This window comes from Sneathiella sp. D3-11, from assembly GCF_055809395.1.
In genome coordinates, this window is the sequence record NZ_CM147911.1 from 948,466 (window position 1) to 967,481 (window position 19,016).

Consider the following 19,016-nt stretch of genomic DNA (forward strand, 5'->3'; position numbering starts at 1 on the left):
CATGATACGAAGCACAATATAAGCATCGCCATGATGAGAAGCAAGTCGGCAAATATCCGGGGACGCAAACCCCGCAGGGACGCGGAGAATTCCGCGAAAAAGGCATCGCACGGGCGCCACGGCGGAAAATCAGCCGCGGTATCTGATGGCTGGCTTTATGGCGACCATGCAGTTGTCGCCGCCCTCGCCAATCCGGCGCGTAAATTCCGCCGCCTTGTTCTGACAAAAAACAAGTTTGAGGCGCTGAGCGAGGACACGAAAGGCCGGATCGAAGAACAGCTCGCTCCGGAATTTGTCGATAAGGACGCCATTACGCGTCTCCTCCCTGAAAATGCCATTCATCAGGGGATTGCTCTCCTCCCCGCACCGCTTCCCGATCACGCGATAGAAGACCTGCTCGATAATCCGGACAAAGATGTTCAGGTGGTCGCTGTGCTGGATCAAGTGACTGATCCGCAAAATGTCGGTGCTATTTTGCGTTCGGCCGCGGCCTTTAATGTTGCGGCGGTTATCATGCCCGACCGCCATTCTCCGCCCATCACCGGCGTGCTCGCAAAAGCTGCCTCTGGCGCAGTGGAGACCGTTCCGATTATTCGGGTCGGCAACCTGTCGCGGGCGCTTGACCAGCTGGCGGAACGAGGCTTTTGGCGAATCGGCCTTGATGGTCAGGCAGAACAGGAATTGTCCCAAGCTGTGGCCACGCTTAAAAAGGTTGCCATCGTACTTGGAGCCGAAGGAAAAGGCCTTCGTCAACTGACAACGCAGAAATGCGATTTGCTCGCCAAATTGCCGATTAGCCCGAAAGTGGAAAGCCTGAATGTCTCCAACGCAGCGGCCATTACTTTCTATGAACTTGCCCGGCCCACGGATTAACGAGTTTATTTATTGCGATGAGCCATAACGATTTGGCGGCAATGTATCCTACAAAATTATGCAGTCAGAACTCTTATTGACAATTGGTGCTTTGTTATTTTGCGAAAAATATACTTCAGCAGCTTTTAGGTCAGATATTTTTTTGGCAGCAGCCTTATTCTCCCGCAATACAAAAACGATGGAGGGCGCCGTATCGGAATCAAATTCATCCTCCTCCAAATGAAAAAAGCGAAAGGTATCATTGAGGTTTTCTATAGTTTGAAAATATGCCTTATCTATCAATTTTTTGACGTAACTCGCGACGACTTCTTCAAACGCTATACCCACATCCTTTGCCCTGATCTGCCCATATGCAGATGACGGTACCTCATACTGTCGACCATCGGCATGAATGATTCCCGGGGGATGCCATGGGTATGAAATCACATGGGATAGACCAGAGAAAATTACGTTATTTTTACCTAGTTTTTTACATAGAAAATTTAAATCAGATGCATAACCAAAATGCACTATTGGAAGATTTGTTGAGATCTTTTTATCGCTTTGACTCTCTTCCACATTGTCATCACCAATATTGGGACGGCCACCGATCAGATGTGCTTGGCCGCCACCGGAATAGACCAAATTTGCGATTTCCGCGGAAATATCAGATAATATAGCGATATCTGATTTCGCTTCTTTCTTACATCCACCAAGAAGAAGCTTTCGCTCCTTAGACGGCATTAGACACCGTGCTAGCGTCGAGTTTTCACAGAATTTCCTTTTGTTTGTACTCTGCTGATAGCCCAGAAGCTCCGTTTGGAGATTCTTGCTGAACCTGCTCTTATATTTGGATGGTAGCGGGCTCTCCAAGATCAGATGTAGGTTATTGGGCTGATCGCAACAGATTTGGTATAAAAGGAACAAGTCATCGACAATTTCATGATGATCCCCAACCCAAATGGAATCATGCTTTACCGCGTTTAAAAGGGACATTGCTGCCGCAGATACTTTTTTAATTTCTACCTCCTTTAAAAACCCACCAGACTTCCTGCGGACGCGTGCCTCACAAACAACCGCAGGCAATCTGTAAAATGGGAGAGATTAATAGGTCCTGAAGCAAATATATGTGACGCAATCAACGAATTACAATCCATAGTTTTATATTATTATTTTAATTTATGTTATGGTTGATTTATTCAACAAATGAGCGAGAAATCAATCTCTTACAACGCGGCCAATTAATGTCGCTGAAAACATACGAAAAATTCTGGACAGGCCGAGAGTTGCGCTATATAAGCTGGCTCCCAGTGGAAGGTTGAGACATCACTCAAAGCTGACACAATATTTTGCCGCTATAGCTCAGCTGGTAGAGCAGTTGATTTGTAATCATCAGGTCCCGCGTTCGAATCGTGGTGGCGGCACCACATAAGCCCTTGGAAACAAACCGTTTTCGAGGGCTTATCTGTTTTAAACCCCTTCCCTTTTCCCATTAGGTACAAATTTGGCGCGGAATAATCCTCGATCCTAGCAGGGCCCATGATAGGTTGGGGATCAACGCCAAAAGAGAACCTGCTTTAGCAGCAATTTTGAAAACGACAGGGGCAGTACAGGAACGAACAGTATCGAACTATCTATTCGGCTTCACTATTCCGTTATTATGAACCGTGTTGCAGAGTAGCCCTAATTTCTCTTGATACTAATTAACCAGACCAGGCACTTATTCGGAAAATTGAACGATCTTCCAGTAACCTTGCAATAGGTTGACAACATTCGAAAAGTTATCGCCAGCCTCTTCCTTTACAAAGTAACCCGCTACATTTTTAGTGTAGCTAGCCTGTATATCTTTTTCATCGCGGGAAGTCGTCAGCACAAAGACAATCGTGTTGGCTAGCTTCGGGTCACTTCTGAGCTCTTCCAGGAACGCCAAGCCATTCATGCGTGGCATTTGAATGTCCAATAGGACTACATACGGGTGGGCAACAGCTCCCCCTTCAACATCTCCAGCCCCTCTACCCCGTCATGCGCACGGACTATAGGATTGGCGATACGATGCTTCTCAAAACTACGCTCAATTGTCTGCGCATCTACGTCGTCATCTTCAATCAAAAGTAACGTTACGTCTTCGGATACGCCCTTCATCAAAACCTCTCAAAGTATTTCTGATTAATCCTGCGTGATAGTGTCAAACTGTGTATTGAAAGGCCAACGAATAATAACACAAGTTCCTGTTACCCGACCTTTTTCAATCTCCAGGCTGCCGCCATGATGTTCAATAATTTTTTTGACCATTGCCAACCCCATACCGCTCCCTTCAACCTGATCTCGCGGACGCAGGGTTGAGAACATTTCGAGTGCTTTGGCGTGCAAGTTATCTGGAATTCCTGGCCCATCATCCGAAACACGGAACAAGTATTCAGTTAAATTTTTCTCACATTCAATTGTTATCCGCCCCTTTTTCGAAGAGTGATGCTTTATTGAATTTGTAATCAGATTTCTGAGTACAATTTCAAAGGCCCGCCTCTGGATCACCAAGTTACAGTCAGTTATCTCACATGAAAAATCGGCTGCATGACCAAGAAGAAACATTATATCGTCGACTGTTTTCTTCAGAGAAATATTCTCTGTGTCATAAGCAAATCGATTTACCCGTGAATAATCGAGAAGATCATTGAGAAGTGTCATTGACCTAGCGCATCTTGCCTTGAGTAATTCGATATGCTTTTTGGATTTATCAGGAAGGATATCCTTACAGTCCTCCTCAATCCAGCTGATGATCTGCTTAATTGAATTCAGCGGCGCCTTCAAATCATGCGAGGCGACATAAGAGAATTGCTCCAGATCCTCATTTGATCGCTCCAAACGCGCTGACTTATCCTTCAACTCGCGCGTCATGCGTTCCGCATAACTCAATGCCATTCTATTCGCCCTTGTCATGAAGAGGAACAAAGCCAGCAGAAAGCCGTCTACAGTAAGGCCGCCTATGAGAATCCAATATGGTTGGTCACTTGATACTTCTTTTTGAAAGCGGGCTGTAGAGTGAGAGGAAAAAGTCCAGACCCGACCATACATCACGACATCTTGCACGTTAGAAAAATCGGACGGTTCGCTGTCATCAAGATCAACAAACTCATCTTCATAAAGCAAATTATTGCCGTCCGTTATTTCGATATGAATTTGTCTTTTTTGCCGCGACAGTGTTCCTTGCATGAGATTTCTCATGATGAACGGCGCATAAGTCACGCCAACTATTTTGTCACGCCTATCGGCGATGGTTTGCGGCTTTACACCCTTTTCATAAAAGGGCGCATACAACAGAAAGCCGGGCGTCCTTTTATCATCTTGTACCAACGATATAGGCCCGGTCACCTGCGCAATACCAGTGTCTCGAGATTTTATGACGGCCGCATACCGATTTGCTTCAAAGGTCATATCAAGACCGATAGCCTTGTTATTTAGGCCTGGAGGCTCAATATAAGTGATCGGCCAGTATTCAGGAAGGTTATGTTTAGGGTGAATACGAAAGCCCGGGCGATCTTCTCTTTGTGTTTTAAGAAAATCAATCATCTGGTCAGGCTTGATTTGAAATATAACGCCCATCCCGTTGATGCCTGGATAGACCTTATCAATTCGCAGGCTGTTAGCATAAGACCGCCATTGAGAGTAGGATATGTCCCCATTTTTAGAATCAATAAGAGCAACGCCCCCCCAAAGCGCATTCTCATATAGATGCATTCTCTCTTTTACGAGTTCAATAACTTGATCAGCCTGACGATTAAATTTTTCGAGGTTTCGTGTTGTTACTTGGACAACCGAGTAGTACCAGGCGCCGAAAGTAACCACGATTGAAAGGGCCACAATAAGCCAGTGGATCCAATGCATTTTTCCTGCATTAACGAGTTTTCTTTTTTCCGAAGCTCCCAATTCATCTGCATTACTCATTGCAAATCATTTCATGACGCATATCGGAGTTTTTGAGGAGGTAGGAGCTAAAATCAGGCGCATCCATTGCCTTTGAAAAGTAAAAGCCCTGCATACGTTCAAATTTTAACTTCTGACAGAAATGTTTTTGTGCCTTTGTTTCTATGCCCTCAACAACCGTTTTTATGTTCAAAACATCTGCTAACGCATTGATTGATTTTAAGAACATAGCAGCACTATCATTATCATCCTCAACATTTTGAACAAAGGATCGATCGATTTTCAGTATATTGAAAGGGTGTTTTTGCAAATATGAAAGCGAGGAGTGCCCAATCCCAAAATCATCCAAAGAGAGCTTTACGCCCAAGCGGGAAAGGTCCTGTAGAACAGACGCCGCCGTTTCCGAGTTTTCAATTAATGAGCTCTCAGTGACCTCTAACTCAAGGTTTTCAGGCCGCATACTATACTTGGCAAGAACCAACTTTGTATGATCGACAAATCGACTATCATCTAATTGAAGGGCCGACAAATTTACGGTTATTGCAAATGAGGGCTCTAGCTCGGGATGGGTAGCCTTCCATTCAGCATATTGAGCGCAGACAGTGTCAAGAATCCAATAACCAATTTTCCCAATCTCGCCAGTATCCTCCGCAATCGATAGGAAAGCATTTGGAAGAAGCAGCCCCCGCGTCGGGTGCCTCCATCTTACAAGTGCTTCTGCGCCTACAGTTTTCTCTGTCTCAACGTCAATCAGCGGCTGATAAAAGACTTCGATTTCTTTATTTTCTATTGCGCGGAACAATTCTTGCTCTAATTCCTGCCTTTTCATATTTTCATGGTGAACATCTTTTGAATAGAACTGAGCCTGATTTCGGCCCTTTTCCTTGGCCCGATACATAGCAATATCAGCACATTTCATAAGCTGAATTTTATCTTGGCCGCACTCAGGATAACTTGCGATTCCGATGCTCGTAGAAATGTTTAATTCTGTTCCCTCAATTTCAAAGGGCTCAGAAAGGGCGTCGATGATCCGTTGAGAAATAATCCGTAACTGTGACGTATCGTCCAAATGGTGGACGAGAATAGCAAACTCGTCACCACCTAGACGACATATCAAATCACCGCTCCGAACCGGTCCTTTAAGACGGTTAGCAACTTCAATCAATAGTTTGTCACCAACGGCATGACCGAGTGTATCATTGACATTCTTAAACTTATCCAGATCCAGCATAAGAAGCGCCAACCCCTCACCGTATCGAATGGCTCTGGCAATCGCCTCTTCAAGCTGTGTTTCAAAAATATACCTGTTCGCCAAGCCTGTCAGGGTGTCCCGTTCGGCCAGAAGGCGGAGTTGCTCTCCAATCCTGCTACGTTCTTTTGCATGCAGGAGAGCCCGGATTAATCTGGATGTCGTCACTTCACTTTTTAGAATGAAATCCTGCGCTCCAGCTTCGATACATTCTATTGCTATGTTGTCATCTTCCTGATTACTCAACATAACAACCGCAACATCCTGTTGATGGGAGCTTGTAAATACTTTCAGAAGTTCCAACCCTGACATCGATGGCAGTTGGTAATCTAGCAGTATGATGTCAAAATTGCCGTTCTTCTGATAGGCAAGCCCTTCTTCTACTGATCTAGCTTCCGTGACATTCAGTACGTATCCAGAACGTTCAAGCGCACGCGTTGTGTTCATTCTGTCTATGTCATCATCATCGATCATAAGCAGGTTCATAAAAGTTTTTCCTACACCTGAAAACTTGCATTTTCTCAAAATACTTGGTTAAATATTTTTAAGTATATTTATTTAACAAAATATTACCTTATGAATATTTCTGAATTCAAAATTAAAATATGTGTATTTAAGTAGAGCCAATAATATTTATCATGCTATTATTGATTGCAGTCTGGCGACATGTTTCCCGTTTCGCTAAATCGGCGCACCGCCAATTAAGTGATTTAACGACAAGGGCTTAACCACGGAGCGTCAAAAGAAGTAGACGTGAAAAGATTGTCCCCGACGGTGATTTCATATTGATATGATCAGGCAGAATTCTTTTTATTCTTCGGCAGGCCGCCCACAGCTTTAACGACAAAGCATGTCCACCTGGCAAGAAGATTGCCGGTTTTAGGCCACAGATCGGCATATCCGTTTATTGGATTACTGAATACCTCTCCGCCTTTAGCCCTTTTCGCTCAGGCGACAATAGCATCCGGTACAAACGCGGAAGTAGCATCGAACTTTTGTCCAGCACGCAAGCAAAACGCCGGCCTGATGAGTTGTTCTGCCACCACGCTTTCACCACTGTTATCGGATAGCTTGAAACGCCCGGTTTCAATTTTAAGGACAGAGATATCCGCTTCGCGCCCGACCGCAATGCTGCCAATCTCGTCCTCCATCCGCAATAGCTTCGCTGGATTGCAGGTGACCATTTCAATGACTTGTTCCAGCGGTACGCCGAGATGCAAGAGTTCCGACATGGCAATGGTCAGGTTAAACGGAGCAACGCCAGAAAAGGGGTTTGCTGCGCGTTCAGACGTATCCGTCGCGTCAGGAATTGTGACATTATAGCCATGCATATCCGCCCCGAGTGTAAACGGCATAATCCCCGCCTCCAGAATTCGCCGCGCAACGTCAAAACTAAAATGAGAGCCATGCCCGACATCAACCAGAATCTGCTTCTGTCTTACGGCTTCCAGCAATATAGGGTGAATCTCTCCTTCATCGGAAACAAAGCCACCAGGGTGCCGCGTGAATGGATGCGCGAGCACATCCCCCTCCTTCATGATTGGCAGCAACTCGCGAATGAGTTCGTCCGATGACGGAATAGGCGCACTGCTGCTCGTTGGCCATAACTGACCTAGATGAATATAGAGCGGGAGGTTCGTCGCCGTCGCGATTTCCTGCCCGATCTTGATGACATCCATTCCCCAACGCGACTGTCCGCCAATCTCCGCATGCGCCTTGATGCCTTTGACCAAATCTAGATTATCTTTTGCAACCGCAATTGTATGATCTGCGTTCACGCCATTGGGCCCGTAGAGTTCCGGGTACAAATGCCCTTCCAGCCCACCGACAAGATAGGCCGAAATAAAGGCAAGCACGCGGCTGGCCGACGGCTTCGAGATAAAGTTCCGGAAGCCGCCAATCGTCATGCAGCTCGGGCCGCCCTGATCAACCAATGTTGTCACACCGGAATAAACGCCGACGAGATCAGGTGATAATCCGAATTTACCAGTCACATGTTCATACACATGCGCGTGGGTATCGATCATTCCGGGAATGACATGATGGCCCGACACATCGATCCGTTCAATCGCTTCGACTGATTTGAGACTGTCACTCACTGCAGTGATGACACCATCCTGAACCCCGATATCGTATTTCCCGTTCAACCCTGTTGCAGGATCAATCAATGTTCCGTTTTCCAACACAACATCAAGAGGTTTCAAATTGCTCATCGTCGACTTCCTTTATCATTTTGACAGGCTTTAGAACAAATATATCCCGCAGCGCACAATGGGAAAAGGAAAAAGTTGTAATAGCTAAAATTATATCTACAATTATTTTTGAAAATCCATTATTGTACTATTGTGCAGCGCAATATTAGCAGGCTCAAAAAGCAATCCGGCGCCCCTTTAAGCAGGGATCTTTGCGCCAACGCCATCTCATCAAAGTTGGCGATTTTTCGAGCCGCAAGAGAAAGGTTGATATGAGTAACGATCAAGAAGCCAAAGAACGAGAGACGGGCATCGGCGCGCGGCTCATGCGAAAAGAAGATGATCGCTACTTAAATGGCAAGGGCCGTTACATAGCCGATATACGCATGCCCGGAATGCTGGAGCTGGCGTTTTTAAGAAGCCCACTTGCGCATGCTAGAATTATTTCCCAAATGAAACCGGAACAGTCGGATAAAAGGGTGTTTTTCGGTCGGGATCTGACCGGGGTGTCCGGTATTCGCGCTGTTTCCGGATTACCGGGCTTTCGCCCGTCCACCCAACCCATACTGGCAGATGAAAAAGTTCGTCATGTGGGGGAGCCAATAGCCGCATGCCTTGCCGATAGTCGAGCAAAAGCCGAAGACCTGACCGAGAAAATCGACATTGTCTTTGATGAATTGCCTGCAGTCCATGACATGACCAAAGCTCGCGACAAAGATAGCCCCTTGCTGCATGAAGATTGGGATGAGAATTCGTTCCTTGAAAGCAACGCCGATATCAATTTTGAGGCGGCGATTGCAGACGCTGACGTTGTTATCAAGCGCAGCTTCAAGACGGCACGGCAATGTATGGCGCCCATTGAAGGGCGCGGCCTTGTTGCGGTCTGGGACCGGAACCTGGAACTCCTCACCCTCTACTCTGCGACACAGATGCCGCATATTGTGCGCACGGGTCTGGCGGACTGTCTTAATATGGATCATGGGCAAATTCGGGTAATCGCGCCGGATGTCGGGGGCGGGTTCGGTTATAAAGGCATCCTGCTCGCCGAAGAAGTCTGCGCCTGCTTCCTTGCGATGAAGCTGGATCGCCCCATCCGATGGATTGAAGATCGGCGTGAGCATTTGATCGCGGGCGCCAACTGCCGGGAACATAGCTATGAAATTACAGGCTATGCGAAAGCAGACGGTGAATTGCTGGCGGTGGATTGTACTGCCATTGTCGATTCCGGAGCCTATTCCAGCTATCCTTTCTCCGCCTGCCTTGAGGCTGCACAGGTCGCCAGCATATTACCAGGACCCTATATTATGCGGGGTTATCGCTGCAAAACCTGGTCGGTCGCCACGAATAAGCCTCCTATTCTGCCCTTCCGCGGCGTCGCCAGAACCGGGGTTTGTTTCGCATTGGAAGTTTTGCTGGACGGTATTGCTAGAGAGTTAAAAATTACGCCAGAAGCCATTCGGGCGCGCAATCTTGTGCAGCCGGATCAGATGCCTTTTACCAACATCACGAACAAATTCTTTGATAGCGGTAACTATCCAGAAGCTCTTGAGCGTGCGGTCGCCGCGATCAACATGACGGGCATTCGCGCGGACCAGAAAAACCAGACAGGTCGCACCCGGATTGGGGTCGGTTTATCTATTTTCTGCGAGCAAGGAGCGCACGGCACATCTGTCTATCATGGATGGGGCATTCCTATGGTACCGGGGTTTGAGCAAGCAACTGCCCGCCTGACGCCTGACGGCGGCCTTGAATTGCGAGTTGGTGTACACAGCCATGGCCAAGGGCTGGAAACAACCCTCGCACAGATCGCCAACAGTGAAATTGGAATTGATCCGGAAAAGATCAAACTCGTCCATGGAGATACTGCCTATACGCCCTACTCCACCGGCACGTGGGGATCGCGATGTATCGTCATGGCCGGCGGCGCGGTAGGGACTGCCTGTGAATCGCTGGGGGAACGTATCCGTAAAATCGCGGGTCACTTGCTGCAAGCCGACCCTGCGGACATTACACTCGAAAACGGCATGGCCTCCGCTGGCAGTAGCACCATAAGTATCGAAGAAGTGGCGCGAACCTGGTACCTGAAACCGCAATTGCTGCCCGACGATGTGGACCCTAGAGGTCTGGATGTCGTCGCCGGTTATAAAACCACCAAGGATACGGGAACTTTTTCCTATGCCTGCCATGCGGTGAAGGTGGAGGTTGATATGGACCTTGGCCATGTCCGTTTGCTCGACTACGTCATTGTTGAGGATGCCGGTACGATGATCAACCCGATGATTGTGGATGGGCAGGTCTATGGCGGCGCGGCGCAGGGTATCGGAACTGCCCTGTTTGAGGAAATGCGCTTTGATGCCTCCGGTCAGCCACTGGCCTCAACTCTTGCGGATTATCATTTACCGCTCGCCTCCGATATGCCGAACATCAGAATTGAACATATGGAGACCCCTTCACCCTTGAGCCGTTTCGGCCAAAAGGGCATTGGGGAAAGCGGAGCTATTGGCCCGCCTGCAGCAATTGCAAATGCGGTTAATGATGCCCTTTCATTTATTGGCGCTGAAGTCGCGGAAGTCCCGATGACGCCGGAGCGTGTGCTGTCGGCAATTGCGAGTGCCGAGCTTTCAAAACCTGCTAAGGGAGACTCAATATGAAGCCTGCCCTATTTGACTTTGCCGTTGCCCAATCTTTGACGGATGCCCAAAGCGCTCTTCGTGGCGAGCAAAACAAGCTGGTATCCGGCAATCAGTCTCTTGGGCCGATGCTGAATTTGCGGTTGACCCGCCCTGCCGGATTAATCGATGTTTCCTTGTTACCGGAATTGCGCGTTGTTGAGGAGCATGAGGACAATATTCGGTTCGGTGCCGCCATCACTCATGCAGAGGTCGAAGATGGAGCGGTCCCGGATCCAACCGGTCACTGGATGCGCGATGCGGCGGCCAATATTGCCTACCGTGCTGTGCGTAATCGCGGAACAATTGGCGGCAGTCTCGCCCATGCCGATCCCGCGGCGGACTGGGTTATCGTCATGACCGGACTTTGTGCGACAGCCCTTGTCCGCGGAGCTGAAACGAACGCGCCTTTACGCACCATACCCATGGAAGAATTCATCACCGGACCCTATAGCACGGCCCTCGGTCCGGAAGATATTCTAACGGCTGTAGAGGTTCCAAAACCAGGAGTAGGCGCGCGTTGGGCTTATTGGAAATACACACGACAGGTCGGGGAATTTGCCAAGGCAAGCGCCGCGATCCTGGTTGATCCATCAAAAAGCCGTACGCGCATCGCAATTGGGGCACTGGGCCGGCAACCCGCCCTTCTCCTCAACCCCGATGCCGTTCTTGATGGAACGCAATCCCCAATAGAGGCTTTGTCTGAGGCTATCCCGGACCAGCCCGCGACCGCGCTTCACCTCCATGCCGTTGCTCTGACCAGAGCCATCGAGCAGATAAAAGTAGCTAAGGAGTTTTCAGCATGACCGATACGACTGTCGATCTTGTCGTTAATGGCACGCCGGTTTCCGAAACGGCGGAGCCCCGCACGCATCTTGCTGATTTTCTGCGCGAAGACCTGCTGTTGACGGGAACGCATTTGGGATGTGAACAGGGTGTCTGTGGTGCCTGCACCGTGTTTGTCGATGGACGGCCGACGCGGTCCTGCATTACGCTGGCCGCGGCCTGCAAAGGCGCGGAAGTTCGCAGCGTCGAAGGATTTGATGATGATCCCCTGATGCTGGCGTTACGCGATGCCTTCAAGCGACACCACGGGCTTCAGTGTGGTTATTGCACACCTGGCATGCTGGTGACCGGTTACGATATTGTCCGGCGCCTTCCCAATGCAGATGCAGACCGTATCCGCAAAGAACTGTCCGGGAATTTGTGCCGCTGTACTGGCTATGCCGGGATAGTTGCGGCAATCGTTGATGTTCTGGAAAACAACCCACCCGCCGCAAAAATTCAACCACAGACGAGAGCACTGCAAAACTCCGGAACAAGTGCGGTTGAGCCGATTGAGGCCATTTCACAGACTACTTCCTCCGTCGCGGCTAAAACATCGGGCGCAACCAGTATTCCAACGAAGCAATCCCTTGCCGCCGCACCCACTCTTTCTCGAACCCTGGCCTTTGAAGCTTCGACGTCTGAGATTTGGGATATAATATCGGATCCTGAAAAGATTGCGTCTTGTATTCCGGGCGCCCGTATTGACAACATCACCGACGACAATCTGTTGCAAGGGCAATGTGCTATCGCCATGGGTCCGATCAAGGCCGCCTTTACCGGCACAGCAAAAATGGACCTGAATGAGGCTGAAAAATCCGGTCATGTAATTGGTCGTGGCAAGGATGGCCTGAGCCGCTCTCAACTCGATGGTATGCTTGATTTTCGTGTAACCGGTTTGCCGGAAGGTGGCACGGAACTCGCCCTTGAGATGATCTATAAATTGACGGGCCCGTTATCTCAGTTCAGCCGCCCCACTCTGGTGGCCGAGATTGCGGACCGTATTCTGGGTCAGGTCGCCGCCTCAATTGAGGCGCTTGCAAAGGGGCAAGAACCGGACCAGACAACACAAACCAATATAAATGGCTTGTCCCTATTGAGCGCCGCGCTCTGGGGTTGGATCAAAAGGGCCTTGAGGTTTTGATAACTTTGTTTCACTCTTAAAAGAAAAATTGATAATGACAATAGTTCAACGGCCGATTTCATGAAACAAGACGACTCCACTACCGCATCCTCTGGTCCATGGCGAAATGAATCCCTGACATTGCGTCCCGGCGTTCTGATCCGTCGTTTGCATCAAATTCATACTGCTCTGTTCGCCCTTGAATGCGGTGACCAGAACATTACGCCTGTGATGTATTCTGTCCTCTCGGCGCTTCAGCAAAGTGGAGCGGTGGATCAAACAACCCTCGCCAAGGCTGTGGCAATCGACAAAACCAATATGACGGATATTCTGGACCGGCTTAAAAGGCGCGGACTGATCAAGCGCCGGGTTTCTAGCAGTGACCGGCGCGTCCGCCTCACCTCCCTCACTGAGGAAGGGCGGAACATTCTCAATACTTTGGATGCAAAGGCACAACGCGCGCATGAACGCACTATTGAAAGCCTCTCGCCCGAAGATCGCCCGCGTCTGATAGAAATGATGACGCAGATAATTAACGCAAACACCCCGAATACAGACGAACAAATTCCATCCAATGTGCCCGCCGACAATGGTACCGCGAGTTTATCCCGCTCCTCAATAGCTACGCAGAAATCATATAACAATCTGATAGCGGTTGAGCCTGCCCTGACACGCATTGCGAAGCTCGAAGAGCTGATCCCGAACCTGCCCGGTCGCACCCTGCTGCATGCTGGCCCTCCCTTTTCTGATCAGGGAAATTTACCGCGGCCAATGCGCAATTCGCTGGTTGCGGCAGCTCAACTTGAAGGCTGGGCAGCCTCTGAAGAGGATGCTTTTACCCAGTTGAAAAATGGTGAGCTTAACCTCCGTCCCGCACAGGATTTTGGTGTGGTAACGCCGTTAGCTTTTATCGTCGGCCCCAGCGCGTATTGCCTGGAAGTTGAGGATATGGCGGCACCCGGCAATCGACGGTTTTCACCCTTGAATGACGGCCCCCTTCCCTACGCGCTGAGACTGGGTAATGGACATCCCGATGGACTGGCATTGTTACAACGGTTGTCGAAGCACATTGGTACAGTTCTCGCAAGAATGCTGACCGCGCCAATCCCCTTGCTACCAGTTTTAGATCATGGCCTTAAAAACGGAGATGACCTGCATGGTCAGGTCGCCGCGACGCAAGCAAAATTTCGAAGTTTGTTTTCAGCTCCAGACGACACTGAAACGGTGGCGTATCTAGCCTCTGCCGGTCAGTTTTCCCTGAACTTCATCATGGCATCTGCTGCGCTTATGATCGGTGCGGGGGCCAATATTGCCAAAAGCAACATGATCATTGCCTGCGGTGGCAATGGGCAGGACATCGGTTATAAACTGGCATCTGATCCGAATACATGGATTACACGTCCAGCCTTGCCTCCGGTAGGAATTAAATTTGAAGGTCAGGAAATGGCGGAAGCTTTGCCGGCAATTGGGGACAGTGCTGTAATTGATGCGCTCGGCTTCGGTGCCGCCTGTTTGAGAACTACACCCAGCTTGGCCGAAGGATATCGCGGACATATTCATCCCGATTTCTTCAGCCCTGCCGCACATGCACCGTTCATTGGGCCACATCCCGCTTTGTCGGATAGCGGCATCATGGTCGGACTGGACCTGACGCGCCCCCGGACATGTTTGGGTATTAACCTTGGAATGGTGGAGCGAACGGGGACGACAGGGTTGATTGGGCGCGGCGTTTCTCCCTGGCCGGAGGGTTAGGTAATTTCATTTTTACCTGGATATGATTGCCAAAGGGGCCGCCAGCGACACTACGCCCGCGTCTACCCGTACATGATACTGACGCAACGCGGGCAGTTGCCAACCAGGGCCGCATGTACCGTCATGAATATCGAAACATGCTCTATGTTGAGGGCAATGCAAGGAATCCTTTGAGATGCTTCCCAAAGACAATCTGGCGAATTGATGCGGACACAAACCCTGGTAAGCCTTAACGGCATCTCCCACCTTCAACAGGATGACAACGGTGTCCTCGACGATCACCTCCAATGGCTGACCAGTGGTAATATCTTCAACAGCGGCAACCTCTTGCCATTGATATATTTCTTTTTTCATATAACTGCCAGACCCTGAAAAGAGTTTCACTTATGACACATCAGCCACCGACATCCTCTGACTTTATCATGCCCACGACGAGTTTCTGGCAAGAGCTGATCCCCGCCGATGATCCAAGAGCATTGCAGGGTCCGCCCTATCAGTATGGCTACCCCGCTACTCTGCCAGACGGGAGAGCACTATTGCTGCCGTTGCGCAAGCTGCCAGAAGGCCCCCGCGCCGTCGCATCGCTAATTGCAAATCAGGCCAGCTTCTCCGTCATTAAATCCTTGTCTGCTGCAATGGTTCAAATCGCGAAAAGCACCAATCCTGATCATATTGTCGGGCTACCGACTTTAGGGTTGGCCTTTGCACCAATGGTCGCCGAAGGACTTGGTCATCAGAACTTTATCCCCTTGGGCTACTCCCGAAAATTCTGGTATTCGGACAATTTATCCGAGCCTGTTCATTCAATTACCAGCCCGGACCGAAGCAAAAAAATCTTCCTTGATCCCAATATGCTGCCGCGTCTGGAAAAGAAGCGTATCGTTATTGTCGATGACGCCATATCCAGTGGCTCGACAATTGTTTCCGCCCTCAACCTATTGCGTCGCCTCGATTGCGAGATCGTTGGCATCCTTGTTGCCATGCGTCAGGGCGTTCTATGGAAAACCACGCTGGAAAGCGAAATGCCCGGCATGTCAGCCCTGGTAAAAAGTGTTATTGCCGCACCGCTATTTGAACGTTCTCTTGACGGATGGGTGCCAATTGCGGAGACAATTGACACCGGCAGCCCTTAAATCCCCATATAGGCTTCCTTGATTTTCGGATTTTCGCCGAGCGCATCCGTCGTATCAGAAATTGAAACCCGGCCCGTTTCAATAACGAAGCCGTGCTGCGCAATTTCGAAGGCGGTCATTACATCCTGCTCAACCAGCAAAATGGTCAACCCGGCTTTATTAATTTCCAACAATGTTTCGCTCAATCGGTCGACAAGACGCGGCGCCAGGCCAAGGGAAAGTTCATCAATCATCAATACGCGGGGTTTTGACATAATGCCCCGCCCGATGGCGCACATCTGCTGTTCTCCACCGGACATTGTCGTAGCATCCTGCGTCGCCCGTTCTTTCAAGATCGGGAAGATATCATAGACAAACTCCAGATCCTGCTTGATCGCCTCGCGATCATCGCGCAAATAAGCCCCCAGCATCAAGTTATCCTGAACGGATAATCCTTTGAAGAGGCGGCGCCCTTCAGGGACATGGGCAATGCCGGCTTTCAAGACCCCATCGGGCAGCGTTCCGACAAGTTCCTGCCCGTCCAGTTTTATACTGCCTGCAGTTGGCTTGACGATGCCGGAAATAGTGTTGAGTAGCGTGGTCTTTCCCGCGCCGTTGGAGCCAACTATGCAGGCGATTTCCCCCTTGTTGACCGAGAGGGAAATATCCCACAGAACACGCACATCGCCATAACCGGCTTGAACATTACTAATTTCGAGAAACGACTCAGGCATGATGGGACTCCGCTTTAACGCGCGCTGCAAATTTAGAGCCCAAATAGGCCTCTACCACTTGGGGATCTTCAATAACCGTACGGGGATCGCCCTGTGCGATCAGCTCCCCATGATGCAACACCAGTATTCTTTGGGAAATTGAAAGCACCACCTTCATCAAATGCTCAATAATCAGAATTGTGACCCCCCGCGCCGCAATCTTGCGGATCAGATCAAGGGCGCCATCGATTTCTGAGGCGTTCAGACCGGCGTTCACCTCATCAAGAAGCAGGAATTTGGGACGCATGGCCAGGCTCTTGGCGAGTTCCAATCGTTTCCGGTTTGGCAATGCCAGCGATGACGCCGGTGTGTCCGCGACAGCGTCCAAGCCCACGAATTTCAACTCTTCATGCGCCAAATCCAAAGCATCTTCAACGGAACCAGTTCCGCCGCCGAACAAAGCCCCGGCGGCCACATTTTCCAGAACTGTCATTTTCGGAAATGGCTGGACGATCTGAAAGGTTCGCGCCAGCCCGCGCCTCGCGGCCTGAAATGCCTGCTGTCGACTTACATCCTCTCCAGCGAAAATCACCTTTCCCGCGGACAGGGGATGTACTCCGGTAATCAGATTGACCAGTGTCGTCTTGCCCGCACCATTTGGTCCGATCAATCCGATGATCTCTCCTTCTTCCAGGCTGAATGAAACGTCATTGACCGCACGGTTACCGCCAAAACTTTTACTCACATTTTCCAGTCTGAGAATTTCAGTCATGAACTTTTCTCCGCTTGCTTGGGGGCACTACGTAACTTTTGCACCAACGCCCCGTAGAGTGTGCGATACTGAATTTTCAGCAACCCATTTGGCAGGAAAAAGATCAAAAAGACGATAATACCGCCGAGAATGGCCCGGTTCCATTCAAGGAAATTAGCCCAGAACACTTCCTCCAGCATGACGAATACGCCCGCACCCAAAACCGGTCCAAGTAATGTGCCCGCACCGCCCAAGAGAACCATAACCGGCACTTTCAAAGTCAAGAGTATCGAAAAGCTGTCCGTCGGATCGATATAACCAACCCAGGATGCGTACACCGCCCCAACAGCACCGCAGAATACTGCGGACAAGGTATAGGCAACAATCTTAAAGGATGTCGTATTGACGCCCACCATATCCGCCGCGTCTTCATTCTGGCTGATACATTTGAGTCCAAAACCCAGCCGGGATCGGTCCACATAGATCGACGTCAGAAAAGCGACAATCAGGATCGCCAGCATAACATAGAGGACAAGCGCCGATACCTCTTGTGGGCTGCCCTGCAAAAGCGGGACATTCAATCCATCCCCGCCGCCGGTCAGGCTTCCCCATGACGATGTTATCAGGCGGGTCAGATCGACAATCGCGATTGAGCCAATCGCAAAGTAATGCCCCTTCAAGCGCAGGATAATGGCCCCGAGCATTGCGGCGAACACGGCGACAAACAATGTCGCGAATACCCATGCCATCACGAGGGGAATACCGTTACGCTGCGCGAGCGCGCCGGCATAGCACCCAAGCCCAAAAAAGGCCGCAGTCGAGAAAGAGGGATAACCGGTAAAGCCACCGATGAAATTCCAGGAAACCGCCATCGCCGAGAACATCGCAATCGAGATTGCAATCCGGATTGTGTAGTTATCGGCAAGTAAGGGAGTGGCCGCGATCAAGGCGACCCAAAGCGCAAAGGCGCCAAAATAAAGGAACTGCTTCATTACTCGTATCCCTTTACACCGACAAGACCTGTTGGTCGGACAATCAATAAAAACAACATGAGAACAAAACCAACTGTCGTCGCATTCTGGGGGCCAATCGTGTAGCCGGCAAAGCTTTCAATCAGCCCAAGTGCAATTCCGCCTATCAAGGCACCCGGTACACTGCCCAACCCGCCGATCACACAGATCACGAACGCTTTCCCCAGGAAGGTGCCCGTCAGGTTTGTTGTAATCGGGAAAACCATGGAAAAAATCACCCCGGCGGCACCGGCCATAAAGGCGCCAATACCAAATGTTATGGCGTAAACATTATTCACCCGAATGCCCATCAATGTGGCGGCCTGTCGATCCATGCGGACGGCGACAATGGCGCGGCCAATCTTTGATGCCCGCATCACCAGGAAAAGCAGTGCCGTCAGGAAAAGTGCCAACCCCATGCCCATCAAACGGTCAACCGGCAGATACATATCGCCGAGGTTTATCGTGCCGAGGTCCAGCGTCACACGCCTTGGCGTTGCGGTGAAAAAGACTGTCATCAAATTATAGAGGATCATGTCTAACCCGAACGTCAGGGTCAGGGTTGTCAGCACCGGTGACATGACGACTTTATTGATAAAGAAATATTGCAGAAGGTATCCCAGGCCAAATAATAAGGCCGCAATTATTGGGAGCAGAAAAACCGGATTTACGCCCGAATACTGCCACGCGAAAAACGCCAGATACCCTCCCAGAATAATGAAAGATCCATGCAGCATATTGATGATATTCAACACGCCCCATACCAGCGAGAAGCCGATCGCGATGCAGGCATAGAGTGATCCCAGTACAATGCCGTTTAGTAGTATTTGAATGATGTCCACTGTGA

The 19,016-nt window shown here is 49.8% G+C and carries 17 protein-coding genes and 1 tRNA gene; 7 read left to right on the forward strand and 11 right to left on the reverse strand.

Features of this window, described 5'->3' with window-relative positions:
* Window positions 1-33 precede the first annotated feature (33 nt).
* The gene (gene rlmB, locus AC0L73_RS05050) at window positions 34-873 is read left to right on the forward strand and encodes a 23S rRNA (guanosine(2251)-2'-O)-methyltransferase RlmB (RefSeq protein ID WP_415776515.1); all 840 of its coding nucleotides are present in this window, start codon (window positions 34-36) and stop codon (window positions 871-873) included.
* 48 nt (window positions 874-921) lie between these two features.
* Here rlmB and AC0L73_RS05055 read toward each other — a convergent pair whose 3' ends face one another.
* Window positions 922-1,596: a hypothetical protein gene (locus AC0L73_RS05055; protein WP_473655028.1), complete on the reverse strand. Its 675-nt coding sequence runs from the start codon at window positions 1,594-1,596 to the stop codon at window positions 922-924.
* Window positions 1,597-2,203: 607 nt separating this feature from the next.
* Between AC0L73_RS05055 and AC0L73_RS05060 the strand changes: the two genes are divergently transcribed.
* Window positions 2,204-2,279 (forward strand) — tRNA-Thr (locus AC0L73_RS05060).
* A gap of 293 nt (window positions 2,280-2,572) precedes the next feature.
* Here the strand turns inward: AC0L73_RS05060 and AC0L73_RS05065 are convergent.
* The 5 genes from AC0L73_RS05065 to AC0L73_RS05085 all read right to left on the reverse strand — a co-directional run bounded on the left by AC0L73_RS05065 (window position 2,573) and on the right by AC0L73_RS05085 (window position 8,235).
* Entirely contained in the window at window positions 2,573-2,800 is a 228-nt protein-coding gene (locus tag AC0L73_RS05065; protein WP_473655029.1) for a response regulator, read from the reverse strand.
* A 17-nt stretch (window positions 2,801-2,817) separates the two neighbouring features.
* Window positions 2,818-2,994, reverse strand: coding sequence for a hypothetical protein (locus AC0L73_RS05070; protein ID WP_473655030.1), 177 nt, complete (start codon window positions 2,992-2,994; stop codon window positions 2,818-2,820).
* Between the two features lie 24 nt (window positions 2,995-3,018).
* Window positions 3,019-4,794, reverse strand: coding sequence for a CHASE domain-containing protein (locus AC0L73_RS05075; protein WP_473655031.1), 1,776 nt, complete (start codon window positions 4,792-4,794; stop codon window positions 3,019-3,021).
* A complete protein-coding gene (locus AC0L73_RS05080; protein WP_227949691.1) occupies window positions 4,787-6,508 on the reverse strand; it encodes a two-component system response regulator in 1,722 nt (573 codons plus the stop codon). Before AC0L73_RS05080 ends, AC0L73_RS05075 begins: the two co-directional genes overlap by 8 nt.
* A 461-nt stretch (window positions 6,509-6,969) precedes the next feature.
* Window positions 6,970-8,235, reverse strand: a complete 1,266-nt coding sequence (locus AC0L73_RS05085) for an amidohydrolase/deacetylase family metallohydrolase (RefSeq protein WP_227949690.1) — start codon at window positions 8,233-8,235, stop codon at window positions 6,970-6,972.
* Window positions 8,236-8,486: 251 nt separating this feature from the next.
* Between AC0L73_RS05085 and AC0L73_RS05090 the strand changes: the two genes are divergently transcribed.
* Genes AC0L73_RS05090 through AC0L73_RS05105 form a run of 4 tightly spaced genes read left to right on the forward strand, consistent with a single transcriptional unit; the run spans window position 8,487 to window position 14,583 of the window.
* The gene (locus AC0L73_RS05090; RefSeq protein ID WP_473655032.1) at window positions 8,487-10,865 is read left to right on the forward strand and encodes a xanthine dehydrogenase family protein molybdopterin-binding subunit; all 2,379 of its coding nucleotides are present in this window, start codon (window positions 8,487-8,489) and stop codon (window positions 10,863-10,865) included.
* Window positions 10,862-11,689: an FAD binding domain-containing protein gene (locus tag AC0L73_RS05095; protein WP_227949688.1), complete on the forward strand. Its 828-nt coding sequence runs from the start codon at window positions 10,862-10,864 to the stop codon at window positions 11,687-11,689. The genes AC0L73_RS05090 and AC0L73_RS05095 overlap by 4 nt, the downstream gene beginning before the upstream one ends.
* Window positions 11,686-12,852 (forward strand): 2Fe-2S iron-sulfur cluster-binding protein, encoded by a 1,167-nt coding sequence (locus tag AC0L73_RS05100; RefSeq protein ID WP_227949687.1) that lies wholly within the window; start codon window positions 11,686-11,688, stop codon window positions 12,850-12,852. The genes AC0L73_RS05095 and AC0L73_RS05100 overlap by 4 nt, the downstream gene beginning before the upstream one ends.
* Window positions 12,853-12,912: 60 nt before the next feature.
* Window positions 12,913-14,583, forward strand: a complete 1,671-nt coding sequence (locus tag AC0L73_RS05105) for an oxamate carbamoyltransferase subunit AllG family protein (protein ID WP_227949686.1) — start codon at window positions 12,913-12,915, stop codon at window positions 14,581-14,583.
* A gap of 12 nt (window positions 14,584-14,595) precedes the next feature.
* Here AC0L73_RS05105 and AC0L73_RS05110 read toward each other — a convergent pair whose 3' ends face one another.
* Window positions 14,596-14,937 (reverse strand): Rieske (2Fe-2S) protein, encoded by a 342-nt coding sequence (locus AC0L73_RS05110; RefSeq protein WP_473655033.1) that lies wholly within the window; start codon window positions 14,935-14,937, stop codon window positions 14,596-14,598.
* Window positions 14,938-14,969: 32 nt separating this feature from the next.
* Here AC0L73_RS05110 and AC0L73_RS05115 point away from each other — a divergent pair, with 32 nt between their 5' ends.
* A complete protein-coding gene (locus AC0L73_RS05115) occupies window positions 14,970-15,716 on the forward strand; it encodes a phosphoribosyltransferase (RefSeq protein ID WP_227949681.1) in 747 nt (248 codons plus the stop codon).
* Here AC0L73_RS05115 and AC0L73_RS05120 read toward each other — a convergent pair.
* From AC0L73_RS05120 to AC0L73_RS05135, 4 genes are read right to left on the reverse strand one after another with little or no spacing between them, the layout of a single operon-like run.
* The gene (locus tag AC0L73_RS05120; RefSeq protein WP_227949679.1) at window positions 15,713-16,429 is read right to left on the reverse strand and encodes an ABC transporter ATP-binding protein; all 717 of its coding nucleotides are present in this window, start codon (window positions 16,427-16,429) and stop codon (window positions 15,713-15,715) included. The genes AC0L73_RS05115 and AC0L73_RS05120 overlap by 4 nt on opposite strands.
* Complete coding sequence (locus AC0L73_RS05125; RefSeq protein WP_227949677.1) at window positions 16,422-17,180, reverse strand: ABC transporter ATP-binding protein; 759 nt, start codon at window positions 17,178-17,180, stop codon at window positions 16,422-16,424. Before AC0L73_RS05125 ends, AC0L73_RS05120 begins: the two co-directional genes overlap by 8 nt.
* A complete protein-coding gene (locus tag AC0L73_RS05130; protein ID WP_227949675.1) occupies window positions 17,177-18,151 on the reverse strand; it encodes a branched-chain amino acid ABC transporter permease in 975 nt (324 codons plus the stop codon). The genes AC0L73_RS05125 and AC0L73_RS05130 overlap by 4 nt, the downstream gene beginning before the upstream one ends.
* Window positions 18,151-19,011 (reverse strand): branched-chain amino acid ABC transporter permease, encoded by an 861-nt coding sequence (locus tag AC0L73_RS05135; RefSeq protein ID WP_227949673.1) that lies wholly within the window; start codon window positions 19,009-19,011, stop codon window positions 18,151-18,153. The genes AC0L73_RS05130 and AC0L73_RS05135 overlap by 1 nt, the downstream gene beginning before the upstream one ends.
* Window positions 19,012-19,016: the final 5 nt, after the last annotated feature.

Bases quoted from the DNA above. Each gene is read 5' to 3' on its own strand.
- rlmB (WP_415776515.1), top strand. From the start codon at position 34: ATGAGAAGCAAGTCGGCAAATATCCGGGGACGCAAACCCCGCAGGGAC.
- AC0L73_RS05055 (WP_473655028.1), bottom strand. From the start codon at position 1,596: ATGCCGTCTAAGGAGCGAAAGCTTCTTCTTGGTGGATGTAAGAAAGAA.
- AC0L73_RS05065 (WP_473655029.1), bottom strand. From the start codon at position 2,800: ATGCCACGCATGAATGGCTTGGCGTTCCTGGAAGAGCTCAGAAGTGAC.
- AC0L73_RS05070 (WP_473655030.1), bottom strand. From the start codon at position 2,994: ATGAAGGGCGTATCCGAAGACGTAACGTTACTTTTGATTGAAGATGAC.
- AC0L73_RS05075 (WP_473655031.1), bottom strand. From the start codon at position 4,794: ATGAGTAATGCAGATGAATTGGGAGCTTCGGAAAAAAGAAAACTCGTT.
- AC0L73_RS05080 (WP_227949691.1), bottom strand. From the start codon at position 6,508: ATGAACCTGCTTATGATCGATGATGATGACATAGACAGAATGAACACA.
- AC0L73_RS05085 (WP_227949690.1), bottom strand. From the start codon at position 8,235: ATGAGCAATTTGAAACCTCTTGATGTTGTGTTGGAAAACGGAACATTG.
- AC0L73_RS05090 (WP_473655032.1), top strand. From the start codon at position 8,487: ATGAGTAACGATCAAGAAGCCAAAGAACGAGAGACGGGCATCGGCGCG.
- AC0L73_RS05095 (WP_227949688.1), top strand. From the start codon at position 10,862: ATGAAGCCTGCCCTATTTGACTTTGCCGTTGCCCAATCTTTGACGGAT.
- AC0L73_RS05100 (WP_227949687.1), top strand. From the start codon at position 11,686: ATGACCGATACGACTGTCGATCTTGTCGTTAATGGCACGCCGGTTTCC.
- AC0L73_RS05105 (WP_227949686.1), top strand. From the start codon at position 12,913: ATGAAACAAGACGACTCCACTACCGCATCCTCTGGTCCATGGCGAAAT.
- AC0L73_RS05110 (WP_473655033.1), bottom strand. From the start codon at position 14,937: ATGAAAAAAGAAATATATCAATGGCAAGAGGTTGCCGCTGTTGAAGAT.
- AC0L73_RS05115 (WP_227949681.1), top strand. From the start codon at position 14,970: ATGACACATCAGCCACCGACATCCTCTGACTTTATCATGCCCACGACG.
- AC0L73_RS05120 (WP_227949679.1), bottom strand. From the start codon at position 16,429: ATGCCTGAGTCGTTTCTCGAAATTAGTAATGTTCAAGCCGGTTATGGC.
- AC0L73_RS05125 (WP_227949677.1), bottom strand. From the start codon at position 17,180: ATGACTGAAATTCTCAGACTGGAAAATGTGAGTAAAAGTTTTGGCGGT.
- AC0L73_RS05130 (WP_227949675.1), bottom strand. From the start codon at position 18,151: ATGAAGCAGTTCCTTTATTTTGGCGCCTTTGCGCTTTGGGTCGCCTTG.